This window comes from Paucibacter sp. JuS9, from assembly GCF_044043925.2.
Lineage (GTDB): Bacteria > Pseudomonadota > Gammaproteobacteria > Burkholderiales > Burkholderiaceae_C > JAUASW01.
In genome coordinates this window covers 3,426,908-3,441,449 of sequence record NZ_CP194172.1, presented here as the reverse complement: position 1 = coordinate 3,441,449, position 14,542 = coordinate 3,426,908, and the positions used below count along the sequence as shown (strand labels likewise).

Annotated in this window: 13 protein-coding genes; 7 read left to right on the top strand and 6 right to left on the bottom strand. The window is 67.5% G+C overall.

Features of this window, described 5'->3' with window-relative positions:
* Positions 1–49 precede the first annotated feature (49 nt).
* The 6 genes from ABT392_RS15330 to ABT392_RS15305 all read right to left on the bottom strand — a co-directional run bounded on the left by ABT392_RS15330 (position 50) and on the right by ABT392_RS15305 (position 6,461).
* The gene (locus tag ABT392_RS15330; protein WP_334278225.1) at positions 50–472 is read right to left on the bottom strand and encodes a PH domain-containing protein; all 423 of its coding nucleotides are present in this window, start codon (positions 470–472) and stop codon (positions 50–52) included.
* A gap of 42 nt (positions 473–514) precedes the next feature.
* Complete coding sequence (locus ABT392_RS15325) at positions 515–1,174, bottom strand: glutathione S-transferase (RefSeq protein WP_395385386.1); 660 nt, start codon at positions 1,172–1,174, stop codon at positions 515–517.
* A gap of 83 nt (positions 1,175–1,257) precedes the next feature.
* The gene (locus tag ABT392_RS15320; RefSeq protein ID WP_395385387.1) at positions 1,258–3,384 is read right to left on the bottom strand and encodes a xanthine dehydrogenase family protein molybdopterin-binding subunit; all 2,127 of its coding nucleotides are present in this window, start codon (positions 3,382–3,384) and stop codon (positions 1,258–1,260) included.
* Positions 3,385–3,386: 2 nt separating this feature from the next.
* Entirely contained in the window at positions 3,387–3,857 is a 471-nt protein-coding gene (locus ABT392_RS15315; protein WP_334278220.1) for a (2Fe-2S)-binding protein, read from the bottom strand.
* Positions 3,858–4,006: 149 nt separating this feature from the next.
* Positions 4,007–5,707 (bottom strand): ABC1 kinase family protein, encoded by a 1,701-nt coding sequence (locus tag ABT392_RS15310; protein ID WP_395385388.1) that lies wholly within the window; start codon positions 5,705–5,707, stop codon positions 4,007–4,009.
* Between the two features lie 43 nt (positions 5,708–5,750).
* A complete protein-coding gene (locus ABT392_RS15305; protein ID WP_334278218.1) occupies positions 5,751–6,461 on the bottom strand; it encodes a TetR/AcrR family transcriptional regulator in 711 nt (236 codons plus the stop codon).
* Between the two features lie 161 nt (positions 6,462–6,622).
* Here ABT392_RS15305 and ABT392_RS15300 point away from each other — a divergent pair, with 161 nt between their 5' ends.
* From ABT392_RS15300 to bioB, 7 genes are read left to right on the top strand one after another with little or no spacing between them, the layout of a single operon-like run.
* Positions 6,623–8,230 carry a carboxyl transferase domain-containing protein gene (locus ABT392_RS15300; RefSeq protein ID WP_334278217.1) on the top strand — a complete coding sequence of 536 codons (1,608 nt, stop codon included), beginning with the start codon at positions 6,623–6,625 and terminating at the stop codon, positions 8,228–8,230.
* Between the two features lie 31 nt (positions 8,231–8,261).
* A complete protein-coding gene (locus tag ABT392_RS15295; RefSeq protein WP_395385389.1) occupies positions 8,262–9,413 on the top strand; it encodes an alpha/beta hydrolase family protein in 1,152 nt (383 codons plus the stop codon).
* Positions 9,410–10,198 (top strand): enoyl-CoA hydratase/isomerase family protein, encoded by a 789-nt coding sequence (locus ABT392_RS15290; RefSeq protein ID WP_395385390.1) that lies wholly within the window; start codon positions 9,410–9,412, stop codon positions 10,196–10,198. The genes ABT392_RS15295 and ABT392_RS15290 overlap by 4 nt, the downstream gene beginning before the upstream one ends.
* 10 nt (positions 10,199–10,208) lie before the next feature.
* Positions 10,209–11,522: an adenosylmethionine--8-amino-7-oxononanoate transaminase gene (bioA, locus tag ABT392_RS15285; RefSeq protein WP_395385391.1), complete on the top strand. Its 1,314-nt coding sequence runs from the start codon at positions 10,209–10,211 to the stop codon at positions 11,520–11,522.
* Positions 11,512–12,741 carry an 8-amino-7-oxononanoate synthase gene (bioF, locus tag ABT392_RS15280; RefSeq protein ID WP_334278212.1) on the top strand — a complete coding sequence of 410 codons (1,230 nt, stop codon included), beginning with the start codon at positions 11,512–11,514 and terminating at the stop codon, positions 12,739–12,741. Before bioA ends, bioF begins: the two co-directional genes overlap by 11 nt.
* A complete protein-coding gene (gene bioD, locus ABT392_RS15275) occupies positions 12,738–13,436 on the top strand; it encodes a dethiobiotin synthase (protein ID WP_395385392.1) in 699 nt (232 codons plus the stop codon). Before bioF ends, bioD begins: the two co-directional genes overlap by 4 nt.
* A gap of 8 nt (positions 13,437–13,444) precedes the next feature.
* Entirely contained in the window at positions 13,445–14,542 is a 1,098-nt protein-coding gene (gene bioB / locus ABT392_RS15270; protein WP_334278210.1) for a biotin synthase BioB, read from the top strand.

Below are 14,542 nucleotides of genomic sequence, written 5' to 3'. Positions count from 1 at the left end.
CCGAAGGGTTGATGCACGCGAGCGTACACCTGCGAGCTGAAACGTGCGCTCAGTCGGCCGGCTTGCCGCCGTCCTGCGCCTCGATGAAGGCGCGGCGGAAGGCCATGGGGTCGGCAATGCCGGTCAGCGGCGCATGCGAAGTGCCGGTGCCGGAAATGACCAGGGTGCCGAAATTGAACAGCCGCCCCCAGACACCCTGGTCGACCTGGATGCTCTCGGCCTTGTTCAGGTTGATCTCGATGGTCTGGCGACTGATGAAGCCATGCTTGACGATGATGCGCCGCGTCGTGACCGCGAGTTCGGTGGACTTGTAGCGCACATAGGCGATCACCAGCGGAATCAGGCCGATGCCAAAGGCCGGCAGCAGGACGATGCCCAGCGCGATCAGATGCCACAGCGACCACAGGCTGATGCGGCCCATGTGGACGATCCGTTCATCCTTGATCAGGGCGCCTTCGACATAGCTGGACATCCGCGTCCTCCGCGATTGAAAGCGCGAAGTGTAGGCGCGGCGTCAGCGGGCGAGGGCGGGATAGTCGCTGATGGCCTGCGGCGGCAGCTTGATCATGCAGGCCTCGAACAGCGGGCTGCCCAGCCAGGCATCCAGCCAGGCCTGCACGGCGGGCAGCGGTTGGCTGGCAAGCCAGCCGGCCTCCACCGCGGCGAATTGGCGCACGAAGGGAAAGACGGCCAGGTCGGTAGCGCAGGGCGTGGCGCCGCCCAGCCAGGGCTGGGCCTGCAATCTCTCTTCCAGAGGAGTCAGCAGCTCGGCCACGGCCCGCGCGCGATGACGCTCGCGCGGGCCGTCTTCGTCGGGGTAGCGATCCGGGTACTTGTAACGGTCCAGCCGATGCTTGAACGGGCCGTCATTGCGCTGCAGCAGCTCAAGGTTGTCGGCAGACTGCGCGCGCCGCCACCAGCCATCGGCGTCGCCCGCTTCCAGCGCCCAGCGCATGATGTCCCAGCTCTCGTCCAGCACGCCGCCATCCGGCAGTTGCAGCACCGGCACCGTCGCCTTCGGAGACAAGGCCAGCATGGCCGCCGGCTTGTCGCGCAGGATGATCTCAAAGGCCTGGAAGTTCCTGCCCGCCTGCAGCAGGGCCATGCGAGCCCTCATGGCATAGGGGCAGCGGCGGTAGCTGTAGAGCAGGGGCAGCGTCGAAGTCGTTGGCACGGCCACGATTCTCGCCGAGCGCTTCAGAAGCTCGCGGCGCGAGGCCGGCGAAGCCAGCTTGCACTGGCCTCGCGGACCGCAACTCAGGCCTTCTTCAGCAGGCCGGTGTCGATGGGCAGCTTGCGGATGCGCTTGCCGGTGGCCGCGAAGATGGCATTGGCCAGTGCCGGTGCCAACGGCGGCGTGCCCGGCTCGCCGATGCCGCCGGGGTCGGCCTTGCTGGGCACGATGTGCACATCGATCTTGGGCATCTCGCTCATGCGCACGACCGGATAGTCGTGGAAGTTGCCCTGCTCGACCTTGCCGCCCGCGAACGTGATCTTGCCGTAAAGCGCGGCCGAGAGTGCATAGCAGATGGCGCTCTCGATCTGGCGCGTGATGGTTTGCGGATTGGCGGTCAGGCCGCAGTCCACGGCGGCGACCACGCGATGCAGCTTGGGCGTGCCGTCATCCGCCATGGACACCTCGACCACTTCGGCCACATAGCTGCCAAAGGCTTCGGCCACCGCAATGCCGCGATGCACACCCGGCCCCGCAGGCTTGCCCCAGCCTGCCTTGGCGGCGGCCAGCTCCAGCACGCCGCGATGGCGCGTGTGCTTCGGGTCCAGCATCTTGAGCCGGAAGGCGAGCGGATCCTGCTTGGCCGCCGCGGCCATCTCGTCGATGAAGCTCTCGATGAAGAAGCAGTTCTGTGAATGCCCGACCGAGCGCCAGAACCAGACCTGCGGTCCCGGCTCGGCGCGGCCATAGGCGATGCGCTGGTTGGCGATCTGGTATGGATGATCGGCCAGGCCTTCCACCGCCATCGAATCGACGCCGTTCGGCGGAATCTGCATGAAGCCCGAGGCCGCCATGATGGAAGGCGAGCCCACATCGGCGCGCAGCATCGTCGGCGTGCCGGCACCGTCGAGCGCGGCCTCGAAGCGCACCAGCGACGCCGGACGGTAGAAGCCCGCGGCCATGTCGTCTTCACGCGCATAGATCAGCTTGACCGGCCGGCCGCTGAGCTTGGACAGCAGCACCGCGTCGATGGTGAAGTCGGGTGCGAAACGACGGCCGAAACCGCCGCCCAGGAGCATGGTGTTGATCTTGACCTTGGCCGGCGTGGCCGAAGCGACCTGGGCCAGGATGCCCTGCGCCGGGCCCTGGCTTTGTGTGCCGGCCCAGATCTCGACCTCGTCGCCCTTGACCCAAGCCAGGCAGTTGAGCGGCTCCATGCAGGCATGCGCCAGATAGGGCACTTCGTACTCGGCCTTGAGCGTGGCCGCGACGTCCTTGATCGAGCCCTTCTCGAGCGCCATCGCGCTGGCCTTGCTGGCACCTTCGGCCAGCATCGTGGAGACCTTGGCGCTGTCGAGCGAGGCCTTGTCGCCCATCTCCCAGACCACGGCCAGCGCATCGCGGCCCTTCTTGGCCGCCCAGTAGCCGTCGGCCAGCACGGCCACGCCGGAGTCGATGGCGATCACCTGCCTCACGCCCTTGATCGCCTTGGCTGCGGCCTCATTGAAGCTCTTTGGCTTGATGCCCGCGTGCGGCGCGCGCGCCATCACGGCAACCAGCATGCCGTCGACCCGGGCATCGATGCCGAACTTGGCCGTGCCATTGGTCTTGGCCGGTGTGTCGAGGCGGCGCGTGGGCTTGCCCAGGATCTTGAAGTCAGCGCTGGACTTGAGCAGCGGTTTTTCCGGCACGGGCTGCTCTGCAGCCAGCGCCACCAGGGCGCCATAAGTGATCTTCTGGCCGCCGGGCGCGATGACCTGGCTGCGCTCGCAGCGCAGCTTGTCGGCCGGCAGGCCCCACTTCTTGGCGGCCGCTGCCACCAGCATCTCGCGCGCCGCGGCGCCGGCCTGGCGCACCGGCGTCCAGTGCGCCCGCACCGTGGTGGAGCCGCCGGTGGCTTGCATGCCGAACATGGGGTTGTTGTAGGCCGCGTCCACCGGTGCCTGCTCGACGCTGACCAGCGACCAGTCGGCCTCCAGCTCTTCAGCGACCAGCATCGGAATCGCGGTGAGCACCCCCTGGCCCATCTCGGCCGAGCCGCAGATCACCGTGATCTTGTTGTCCGGCGTGATGCGCAACCAGGCGTTGGGCGCAAAAGTGTTGCTCTGCGTGGCGGCGGCGCGGCTGCTGAGTGGCAGCGAGAAGCCGACGGTCAGGGCCGAAGCGCTGGCTGCGACCTGCAGGAATTCGCGTCTGTCGATCTTGCCCATGATCAGGCTCCTTTGGACAGCGAAGCCGAGGCGTCCTTGATGGCCGCACGGATCTGGTTGTAGGTGCCGCAGCGGCAGAGGTTGCCGCTCATGGCGCCGTCGATGTCGGCGTCGCTGGGCTTCTTCTTGCTCGCCAGCAGCGCGCAGGCGCTCATGATCTGGCCGCTCTGGCAGTAGCCGCATTGCGGCACATCGAGCTTGACCCAGGCCAGTTGCACCGCCTTGCCCGTGGCCGAAGCGCCCACGCCCTCGATCGTGGTGACGCGCTTGCCGGCAGCGGCCGACAGCGGCGTGGAGCAGGACCGGGTGGCTTGGCCATCCACGTGCACGGTGCAGGCGCCGCACAGCGCCATTCCGCATCCAAACTTCGTGCCGGTCAGCTGCAGGTCCTCGCGCAAGGCCCACAGCAGTGGCATCTCGGGATCGGCGTCTATCGACACCGGCTTACCGTTGACCGTCAACTTGATCGCCATGGCGCGGCTCCTTCTGCTTTTGCGGTAGAGCGCGAAGCGTAGCTGGTTCTGCGGAAATTTTCCTGCCCGGCTTTGTCGCTGATGGAACCGACCCGACGGCACCGTCGGCTGAGCGCCGATGAGCCGGCCAGGTGCGAGCCTGAGGCTCTCTAGCCGCCTTCGTCGTCGTCGATGTGGCTGCTGCGCGAGATCGAGCGCAGGAGCAGGATGCCAGCCAGCACCGCGCCTGTGAATCCGAGCAGGCCGAACAGTGGCAGGCCCAGCAGCGTGGGCCCGCCGCTGACCGTCATCACGATGGACGAGCCGATGATCAGCGCGGCCAACACCAGGGCCAGGGCCAGGCGGTTGGCGGCGCGATCAATCTGGTCGCCCACGCGCTTCAGGTGCTGCAGCTCCAGGCCCACATGGACCCGGCCGCGGCGTGCATTGCGCAGCAGCCGGCTCAGGTCGTGCGGCAACTGCTCCAGCGTGGCCAGCGTGCGGCGCAGGGCGCCCCAGCCGCGCGCAGCCAGGGCCTTGGGTTGGTAGCGGGCCCTGACGATCTTGCGCAGCAGCGGCATGGCCTCGGCCGCCATGTGGAAGCCGGGGTCGAGGCCCCGGCCCATGCCTTCCAGCGAGATGAAGGCCTTGATCAGCAGCGCCAGGTCGGCCGGCAGGGCCAGGCGGTGCTCGCGCAGGATGGCGGTCACGTCAGTCAGCATCTGGCCGAGCTGGAGCTGGGCCAGTGGCACGCCGTGGTACTGGTCGACGAAGCCCTCGATCTCGGCCTCCAGGCCGTCCAGGTGCAGGCCGCCCTCGTCGCCGGTCCAGTCCAGCAGCACTTCAGCCACCGCCTGCGGCCGGCGCTCGACCAGGCCCAGCAGCAGCTGCAGCAGGTCTTCACGGCGCTGGCTGGAGAGCCGGCCCACCATACCGAAGTCGATGAAGGCGATGCGGTTGCCTGGCAGGTAAAACACATTGCCCGGGTGCGGGTCGGCATGGAAGAAGCCGTCCTCGACGATCATTTTCAGCACCGCATGGGCGCCTCGCCGGGCCAGCAATTGGCGGTCGAAGCCAGCCTCGGCGGTCAGTCGCTCCAGCTGTCCGCCGGGAATGCCCTTGACAAAGTCCTGGACGTTCAGGCGCAAGCCGGTGTGCTGCCAATGCACCTTGGGCACGACGATGTCGGGCAGCGCGGCGAGATTGGTGGCAATGCGCTCGGCGTGGCGGCATTCGGCCGCCAGGTCCAGCTCACGGCGCAGCGAGCGCCCGAACTCGCGCACCAGGCGCTGCGGCCGGTAGGGCTTGAGGGCCGGCAGCTGGCGCTCGGCGATGCCGGCCAGGCGCTCCAGGAGGCGCAGGTCGGCTTCGATGCGTTCGACGATGCCGGGCCGGCGGATCTTGACCACGACCTCCGTGCCGTCCTGCAGCCGGGCCCGGTGGACCTGGGCGATCGACGCGGCGGCCAGGGGCTCGGCCTCGAAATGAGCAAACACCGAGCCCGGCTCGCCGCCAAGGTCCTCGCGCAGCTGCTCGGCCAGGTGCTCCAGCGGCACGGCGGGCACGTGGCTGTGCAGCTTCTCGAATTCGGTGATCCAGTCGGGCCCGAACAGGTCGGCGCGGCCGGCCAGGATCTGGCCCAGCTTGACGAAGGTGGGCCCCAGCTCTTCCATCGCCAGGCGCACCTGCACCGGCGGCGGCAGGCGGGCCAGGTCGGCCGCATGCTCCAGGTGCAGGGCGTGCCCTGCTCGGGCCAGGGCCTCGGTGAGGCCGAGGCGGCGCACGCTGTCGCCAAAGCCGTGGCGCGCCAAGACGCCGAGGATCTCGCTCAGGCGCCCGAGGTCGCGCGCCGTGCCCAGGGTTTGGATCATGTGCTCATGGTAGGGCCTGGAAGGGCTCGGCCCGTTCGCGCCATTACTCTTGATCCAGCGCGCTCTGCACCTGCTCGCGCAGACGGCGCAGCGCGATCAGTTCCCGGTCGGGTGCCTGCAGGGCCGGCCAGAGCAGGGCGACCAGGTCGCGGGCGCTCTGGTCCACGTCGATCTGGCGGCCGGCGGTGATCACTTCCCACAGCATGTGCTCCATCGGCCCGAAGACCAGCGAACGCAACATGCGCAGCGGGATGTCCAGGCGCACCTGGCCTTGCGCCTGGCCGCGCGAGAGCAGATCCATCAGCGGGGCGGTGTAGCGGCGCTGCAGCTCGATGAAGGCCTCGCCGAACTCGGCGCTCCAGTCGGCATCGCGCTTGCGGCCTTCGGACAGCACCAGCTCGCACAGGCCCGTGCCCTGGATCAGGAACAGGCGCAGATGGGTGCGGACGATGAACTCCAGCTGCTCGCGCACCCCGGCTTCGCGGGGCAGGCCGTCTTCAATCGCCGCGATGATTTCGTCGTACCAGTCGGCGATCACCCGCATGCAGAGTTCGCGCTTGCTGCGGAAATAGGTGAAGACCGTGGCCTCGGAAACGCCGAGGCGCTGAGCGATCTCGGTGGTGGTGCTGCGCTCGTAGCCACGGGTGGCGAACACCTCGCGGCCGACGCGCAGGATGTCGCGCACGCGCTGCTCGGCCCGGGCGCTCGTTGGCGCACGCCGTTGCGGCTGAGGCAGGGTGGCGGATGGTGGCATGAGCGCATTCTGGCTTAAAACTTGAGCCTTACTCAAGGACTATTGCATGAGGGTATTTGCTGGGCTATCCTCTCGCACCTCGGCGCGGTTGTGGCTGGGATTCAACTATTTCTTGAGTGCGGCTCATTGAGCGTCACTCAAGCCTGCAGGAGACAGCAAACATGCCGGCCTTGTCCACCAAGCTCAATGCCCGTTCGGCCGATTTCAAGGCCAATGCCGAGGCGATGCGCGCCCTGCTCGACGACCTGAATGCCCGCCTGGCCAAGATTGCCGAAGGTGGCGGCGAGGCGGCCCGGGCCAAGCACACCGGCCGCGGCAAGCTGCTGCCGCGCGACCGCGTCGAAATGCTGCTGGACCCCGGCACGCCCTTCCTCGAACTGGCGCCGCTGGCGGGCCTGAACATGTATGACAACGCAGCGCCCGGCGGCGGCATCATTGCCGGCATTGGCCGCGTGTCGGGCGTGGATTGCATGATCGTCTGCAACGACGCCACGGTGAAGGGCGGCACCTATTACCCGATCACCGTCAAGAAGCATCTGCGCGCCCAGGAGATCGCCGACCAGAACCGCCTGCCCTGCATCTACCTCGTCGACTCGGGCGGTGCCAACCTGCCCAACCAGGACGAAGTCTTCCCGGACCGCGACCACTTCGGCCGCATCTTCTTCAACCAGGCCAACCTGTCGGCGCAAGGCATTCCGCAGCTTGCCGTGGTGATGGGCTCCTGCACCGCAGGCGGCGCCTATGTGCCGGCGATGAGCGACGAGACCATCATTGTCAAGAACCAGGGCACCATCTTCCTGGGCGGCCCGCCGCTGGTGAAGGCCGCGACGGGCGAGGTCGTGACGGCCGAAGACCTGGGCGGCGGCGACGTGCACACGCGCCTCTCCGGCGTGGCCGACCACCTGGCCAATGACGACACCCATGCGCTGGCCCTGGCCCGTCAGGCGGTGGCCCGCCTGAACTGGGTCAAGCCCGACCAGTTGGCGAAGCAGGCACCGCGGGCGCCGCTGTTCGACGCGGCCGAGCTGCACGGCGTGATCCCGACCGACACACGCAAGCCCTTCGACATCCGCGAGGTGATCGCCCGCGTGGTCGATGGCTCCGAGTTCGATGAATTCAAGGCCCGCTACGGAGCCACCCTGGTCTGCGGCTTTGCCCATATCGAAGGCATGCCGGTGGGCATCGTTGCCAACAACGGCATCCTGTTCGCCGAGAGCGCCAACAAGGGCGCGCATTTCATCGAGCTGTGCTGCCAGCGCAAGATTCCGTTGGTGTTCCTGCAGAACATCACCGGCTTCATGGTCGGCCGCAAGTACGAGAACGAAGGCATTGCCCGCGCCGGCGCCAAGATGGTCACGGCCGTGGCCTGCGCCCAGGTGCCCAAGTTCACCATCATCATTGGCGGATCGTTTGGCGCCGGCAACTACGGCATGTGTGGCCGCGCCTACTCGCCACGCTTCCTGTGGATGTGGCCGAATGCGCGCATCTCGGTGATGGGCGGCGAGCAGGCTGCGTCGGTGCTGGCCACGGTCAAGCGCGATGGCATCGAGGCCAAGGGCGGCGCCTGGAGCGCTGACGAAGAAGAGGCCTTCAAGGCGCCGATCCGCCAGCAGTACGAAGACCAGGGGCATCCGTATTTCGCCTCGGCGCGCCTCTGGGACGACGGCGTGATCGACCCTGCCGACACGCGCCGCGTGCTGGCGCTGGGTCTCTCGGCTGCATTGAACCAGCCCATCCCGGAAACGAAGTTCGGCGTGTTCCGGATGTGATCGCGGCTCGCTGATGCCTGCTCAACGATTGTTGCCATGCATTGCTCTGGGCCTGGCCTTGTTGCTGGCCGGGACGGCGGCGCAGGCGCAAGACAAGCTGGCGGCTGAGCTGCGCGAACAGATCGTGCGCGTGCCCGCCAGCGTCCAGGATGCCGAAGGCAGGCTGGTGCAGGGCGAGCTGCTTGTGACGACCTTCCGGCCGCAAGGCAAGGGGCCGTTCCCGCTGGTCGTGATCAGCCACGGCCGTGACAGCAAGACCCGCGCCGAGTACAAGCGCCAGCGCTACGAGTCGGCCACGCGCTTCTTCCTGCGCAAGGGCTTCGCTGTGGCCGTGCCCTTGCGTCTGGGCTATGGCGAGCTGGCCTCGTTGGGCGACCCGGAGAGCAGCGTCAACTGCAGCAGCCCGCGCTTCGCGTCGGCGCTTGCTGCCGCGGCTGCGCAAATCCTCGAGGTTGCGCGCTTCATGCAGCAGCAGGCGGACATCGACCCTCAGCGCCTTTTGCTGCTGGGTGTTTCGGTTGGCGGCATCTCGACCATTGCAGCCACCTCGCTGCACCAGCCGCAACCCACGGCGGCCATCAACTTTGCCGGTGGACATGGCGGTCGGCCCGATGTTCAGCCGGGCGAGCCCTGCCAGGCCGATCAGCTGCGCCAGCTTTACGGCCGTTACGGCGAGCTCGATGCGCAGCAGGCCAAGCCGACGCCGACGCTGTGGGTCTATGCCGAGAACGACCGCTACTTCTCACCCCGCAATGCGCGGCGCTGGGCCGAGTCCTATGGCCAGGCCGGTGCCAAGGTCGACCTGCGCGTGCTGCCGCCGTTTGGCGAAGACGGCCACAAGCTCTTTGGCACCGGCAACGACGTCTGGCAGAGCCTGGTTGATGAATTCCTCGCCCCCTTGGGTTTTGACAAGCCCGGTGTGCTGGCCGTGCCGCCGCCCACCAGCGCCGCGTCGGCCGATGAAGCTGCGCTGCCGCAAGGCGGCGTCAAGCTGCGCGAGGCCTATCAGAAGTTCCTCGCCGCCAAGCTGCCGCGCGCCTTTGCCATGAGCAGCGAGGGCCGATGGGGCTATGCCATCGGTGATGACTCGATTTCGCGCGCACTGGCCTTCTGCCAGCGCGACTACGACAAGCCCTGCAAGCTGTACGCGGTCAATGAGGCCGTGGTCTGGAGCCCGCCATGACAAATCAAACGCTGAAGGTCGAACGCGAAGGCGCGGTCGCCCAAGTCACCCTGAACCGCGCCGATGTGCGCAACGCCTTCAACGAGGCGGTGATCGCCGAGCTGACCGCGACCTTCGCCGAGCTGGGTCGCGATGCCAGCCTGCGCGCCATCGTGCTGGCCGCCGAAGGCAAGGCCTTCTGCGCGGGTGCCGACCTGAATTGGATGAAGGCCATGGCGGGCTACAGCTGGGACGAAAACCATGCCGACGCCAGCAAGCTCGCGCAAATGCTCTGGACCATCTACAGCTGCCCGATTCCCGTGATCGCGCGCGTGCAGGGCGATGTGTATGCCGGCGGCGTGGGCCTGGTCTCGGTCTGCGACATCGTGGTGGCCGTCGAGTCGGCCGGCTTCTGCCTGTCTGAAGCCAAGCTGGGCCTCTTGCCGGCCACCATCGGCCCGTACGTGATCCGTGCCTTGGGCGAGCAGGCCTCGCGCCGCTATTTCGTCACCGCCGAGCGCTTCTCGGCGGCCGAAGGCCACCGCCTGGGCCTGGTTCATGAGCTGGCGGCGGACGCAGCCGCGCTGGATGAGAAAATCGCGGCGCTGCTGGCCGCTGTTTCGGCCAACGGCCCGGCCGCGGTCAAGGCCTGCAAGCAGTTGGTGCAGGACCTGGCCCACCAGCCGATCACACCGCCCCTGCGCGACGACACCGCCCGCCGCATCGCCGACATCCGTGCGAGCAGCGAAGGCCGGGAGGGCGTGCAGAGTTTCCTGAACAAGAGCAAGCCGAGCTGGCTGGCCTGACCGAGATTCCATGTCCCTGACCACCCCCGAGCTGCAGCAGCGCAGCCTGGCCGCCGTCTGGCACCCCTGCACGCAGATGGCGCGTGCCGAGCGGGTGCCGCCGCTGCCGATCCAGCGAGGCGAAGGCGCCTGGCTTTACGACTTTGATGGCCATCGCTATTTCGATGCCAACAGTTCCTGGTGGGTCAACCTCTTTGGCCATGCCGATGCGCAACTGAATGCCGCCATCAAGCAGCAACTTGATACCTTGCCCCACGTGATGCTGGCCGGCTGCACGCATGAGCCGGCGGTGCGCCTGGCCGAGCGCCTGTCTGCCCGCACCGGCGGCGCGCTGGGCCATGTGTTCTTCGCCAGCGATGGTGCCAGCGCCGTCGAAATCGCCCTGAAGCAGAGCTTTCACAGCTGGCGCAACCTGGGGCACGCTGAGAAGCGCGAGTTCGTCTGCCTGAAGAATGGCTATCACGGCGAGACGATTGGCGCGCTGGCCGTCACCGACGTGGCCATCTTCCGCGATGCCTACGACCCGTTGCTGATGCGTGCCCACATCGCCCTGTCGCCCGACTCGCGCAAGGGCATCGAGGGCCAGGTCAAGGCGCTGGCCGCGATGCGGGCGCTGCTGGAAGAGCGCAGCGGCCAGATCGCCGCCGTCATCATCGAGCCGCTGGTGCAGGGCGCCGCGGGCATGGTGATGCATTCGCCGGCTTATCTGCGTGCGCTGCGCGCGATGACGCGTGAATTCAACGTGCATCTGATCGCCGATGAGATCGCCGTTGGTTGTGGCCGCACGGGTACCTTCTTCGCTTGGGAACAAGCAGACGCCGAGTGGCCCGATTTCGTCCTGCTGTCCAAGGGCATCACCGGCGGCACGCTGCCGTTGTCGCTGGTGCTGACCACCGAGACCATCTACCGCGCCTTCTGGAGCGAAGACGTCACGCGCGGCTTCCTGCATTCGCATTCCTACACCGGCAATGCGCTGGCCTGCGCGGCCGCCAACGCCGTGCTTGACCGCTTCGATGCCGGCCAACTGGAGCGCAACGCAGCGCAAAGCAAGATGCTGGCTGCCGCCTTCGCGCCACTGGCCGAAGACACACGCGTCGAGCACCTGCGCCAGCGCGGCCTGATTCTGGCCTTCGACGTGAAAGAGGCGCCGGAGCGCTTCGCCGAGAAGTTCCATCTGGCGGCCCGCAAGCATGAGCTCCTGATCCGTCCGATCGGCCACACGGTGTATCTGATGCCGCCGTACCTGATCGGCCCGGCCACGGCCTCCTTCCTGGCGAACGCCGTGACCAACACGCTGAACGAGGTGCTGGCCGATGCTGCTTGAGCACCTGAAGTCCAAGCTGGACGCGATCGAGGCGCAGAGCCTGACGCGCTTCCTGCGTGAGGCCGAAAGCCCGACGGCGCCGCACCAGGTCGTGCGTGGTGCCGACGGCATTGCGCGTGAATTGTTGATGTTCTGCAGCAATGACTACCTGGGCCTGGCCGCGCATCCGCGCATCGCCGAGGCACTGGCCGAAGGCGCGCGCATCTATGGCGGCGGCTCCGGCGCATCGCCCTTGGTGAGCGGTCATTCGGTGGCGCATACCCGCGTGGCCGACACGCTGGCCGACTGGTTCGCGCCGCACATCCCGCAAGCGCGGGCCATTGGTTTCTGCACCGGCTATATGGCCAATCTGGCCGTGGTCACGGCGCTGGGCGACGCGGACGCCGAGATCTTCTCGGAGGCGCTCAACCATGCCTCGCTGATTGACGGCACGCGGCTGTCCAAGGCCCGGGTCACGCGCTATGGCCATGCCGACGTGGCTCAGTTGCGCGGCCTGCTCGCGGGCAGCTCGGCACGCGTGAAGCTGATCGTGACGGACGCCGTCTTCAGCATGGATGGCGACATCGCGCCTCTGCCCGAGCTGCTGGCCTTGGCTGAAGAATTCGATGCCTGGCTCATCGTTGACGATGCGCACGGCTTTGGCGTGCTGGGCAAGAAAGGCCGGGGCTCGATCGAACACTTCGACCTGCGCAGCAAAAGGCTGGTCGTCGTCGGCACGCTGGGCAAGGCGGCGGGCCTGGCTGGCGCCTTCGTCGTGGCCCACGAGACCATCACCGAGTACCTGCTGCAGTCGGCTCGCAACTACATCTTCTCGACGGCTTCGCCGCCGGCGGTGGAACACGCGCTGCTCACCAGCTTCGAACTGATCGAGGGCGAGACCGGCCAGCAGCGCCGCGCGAACCTGCGTGCCTTGCAGGCGCAGCTCTCGTCTGGCATTGCTGCGCTGCTGAAGCGCCATCCCGCGCTGCCCTGGAAGCTCGCGCCGTCCGAGACGCCGGTGCGCCCGCTGATCGTCGGCGGCAATGCCCAGGTGATGGAACTGGCCGCGCGGCTGGAGCGCCAGGGCCTGCGCGTGCCGGGCATTCGCCCGCCGACCGTGCCCAAGGGCGAGGCGCGCCTGCGCATCACGCTGTGCGCCACGCATACGGCGGCTGATGTCGATCAGTTGCTTGCCGCGCTGGACGCAGCCGCCTCCGACATGGAGCGGATCTCAGCATGAAGGGTTTTTTCATCACCGGCACCGACACCGAGATCGGCAAGACCTGCATCACGGCCGGCCTGACGGCAGCCCTGCAGAACGCCGGGCTGCGCGTCGCACCGATCAAGTCGCTGGCCGCCGGGCAGGAACAGGATGCATCCGGCCGCTGGGTCAACGAGGACGTGCAGCAGTTGCATGCCGCGCAGACCCTGGGCCTGACGCTTGACGAAGTCGGCCCGCTGCAGTTCCGCACGCCCTGCGCACCGCACATCGCGGCCCGCATCGATGGCGGCACGATTGATCGCGAAGCGCTCTTGCAGAAGATCCGCAGCACCGCGGCCCAGGCCGATGTGGCCCTGGTCGAGGGCGTGGGCGGCTTCCGCGTGCCCTTGACCGACAACTGGGATACCGCCGACCTGGCGGTCGATCTGCAGCTGCCGGTCGTGCTGGTCGTCGGCTTGCGACTGGGTTGCATCAACCATGCGCTGCTGACGGCTGAAGCCATCCGTTCGCGCGGCCTCAAGCTCGCAGCCTGGGTGGCCAACACGGCCGACCCGGACATGCCCCATGTGGCCGACAATCTGATCGCCTTGCAGGCCGGCCTGGCCGTGCCCTGCCTGGGTCAGGTGCCGCGCCTGGCCTCACCCGAACCTGCGGCCGTGGCCGCCCATCTCACGCAGCTTTCCGTGCTGCTGTCCGAACTTCCGCAAGCCTGAGCATGACCATGAAGCAGACGCAAAACCAGATCCAGTCCTTGACGCCAACCACCGATGAGCAGCGCCGCAATGCCCAGCCCTGGACCGTCAACGACGTGGCAGCCCTGTTCGAGCTGCCCTTCAATGACCTGATCTTCCGCGCCCAGCAGGTGCATCGCGAGAACTTCGACGCGAACGCGGTGCAGTTGTCGACGCTGTTGTCCATCAAGACCGGCGGCTGCGAGGAGGACTGCAAGTACTGCCCGCAATCGGCTCACTTCGACACCGGCCTCAAGGCCGAGAAGCTGATTCCCTTGCAGGAGGTGATGGAAGCCGCCCGCGCAGCCAAGGCCAATGGCGCCACGCGCTTCTGCATGGGCGCCGCCTGGCGCTCGCCGAAGGAGCGCCACCTGGAAGCCATCGGCGAGATGATTTCCGAAGTGAAGGCCCTGGGCCTGGAGACCTGCCTGACCGCCGGCATGCTGGCTGACGGCCAGGCCGAGCAACTGCAGAAGGCGGGCCTGGACTACTACAACCACAACCTCGACACATCGCCCGAGTTCTACGGTCAGATCATCACGACCCGCACCTATCAAGACCGCCTGGACACGCTGGACCGCGTTCGCGGCGTCGGCCTCAAGGTCTGCTCCGGCGGCATCGTCGGCATGGGCGAGACCCGCCGCCAGCGCGCCGGCCTGATCGTGCAGCTGGCCAACCTCGATCCGTACCCGGAGTCGGTGCCAATCAACAACCTGGTGCAGGTCGAGGGCACGCCGCTGGCCGGCACCGCGGCGCTCGACCCGTTCGAGTTCGTGCGCACGATTGCCGTCGCTCGCATCACGATGCCGCGAGCCATGGTGCGCCTGTCGGCAGGCCGTGAAGAAATGCCTGAGAGCCTGCAAGCCATGTGCTTCCTGGCCGGCGCCAACTCGATGTTCTACGGCGACAAGCTGCTGACCACCAGCAACCCGCAGGCCGAGAAGGACCGCGCCTTGCTGGATCGCCTGGGCATGCACTGCGCCACCGAAGCCGAGCTCTCGCACGGCCGCCAGCCGGAAGCCAAGATCACGCTGATGAGTGCCGCCGTCAGCGAAGACGCGCCGGCGAGCGCCTGCCAGACGCACTGA

Bases quoted from the DNA above. Each gene is read 5' to 3' on its own strand.
- bioB (WP_334278210.1), top strand. From the start codon at position 13,445: ATGAAGCAGACGCAAAACCAGATCCAGTCCTTGACGCCAACCACCGAT.
- ABT392_RS15300 (WP_334278217.1), top strand. From the start codon at position 6,623: ATGCCGGCCTTGTCCACCAAGCTCAATGCCCGTTCGGCCGATTTCAAG.
- ABT392_RS15305 (WP_334278218.1), bottom strand. From the start codon at position 6,461: ATGCCACCATCCGCCACCCTGCCTCAGCCGCAACGGCGTGCGCCAACG.
- ABT392_RS15315 (WP_334278220.1), bottom strand. From the start codon at position 3,857: ATGGCGATCAAGTTGACGGTCAACGGTAAGCCGGTGTCGATAGACGCC.
- bioF (WP_334278212.1), top strand. From the start codon at position 11,512: ATGCTGCTTGAGCACCTGAAGTCCAAGCTGGACGCGATCGAGGCGCAG.
- ABT392_RS15290 (WP_395385390.1), top strand. From the start codon at position 9,410: ATGACAAATCAAACGCTGAAGGTCGAACGCGAAGGCGCGGTCGCCCAA.
- bioA (WP_395385391.1), top strand. From the start codon at position 10,209: ATGTCCCTGACCACCCCCGAGCTGCAGCAGCGCAGCCTGGCCGCCGTC.
- ABT392_RS15310 (WP_395385388.1), bottom strand. From the start codon at position 5,707: ATGATCCAAACCCTGGGCACGGCGCGCGACCTCGGGCGCCTGAGCGAG.
- ABT392_RS15320 (WP_395385387.1), bottom strand. From the start codon at position 3,384: ATGGGCAAGATCGACAGACGCGAATTCCTGCAGGTCGCAGCCAGCGCT.
- ABT392_RS15330 (WP_334278225.1), bottom strand. From the start codon at position 472: ATGTCCAGCTATGTCGAAGGCGCCCTGATCAAGGATGAACGGATCGTC.
- bioD (WP_395385392.1), top strand. From the start codon at position 12,738: ATGAAGGGTTTTTTCATCACCGGCACCGACACCGAGATCGGCAAGACC.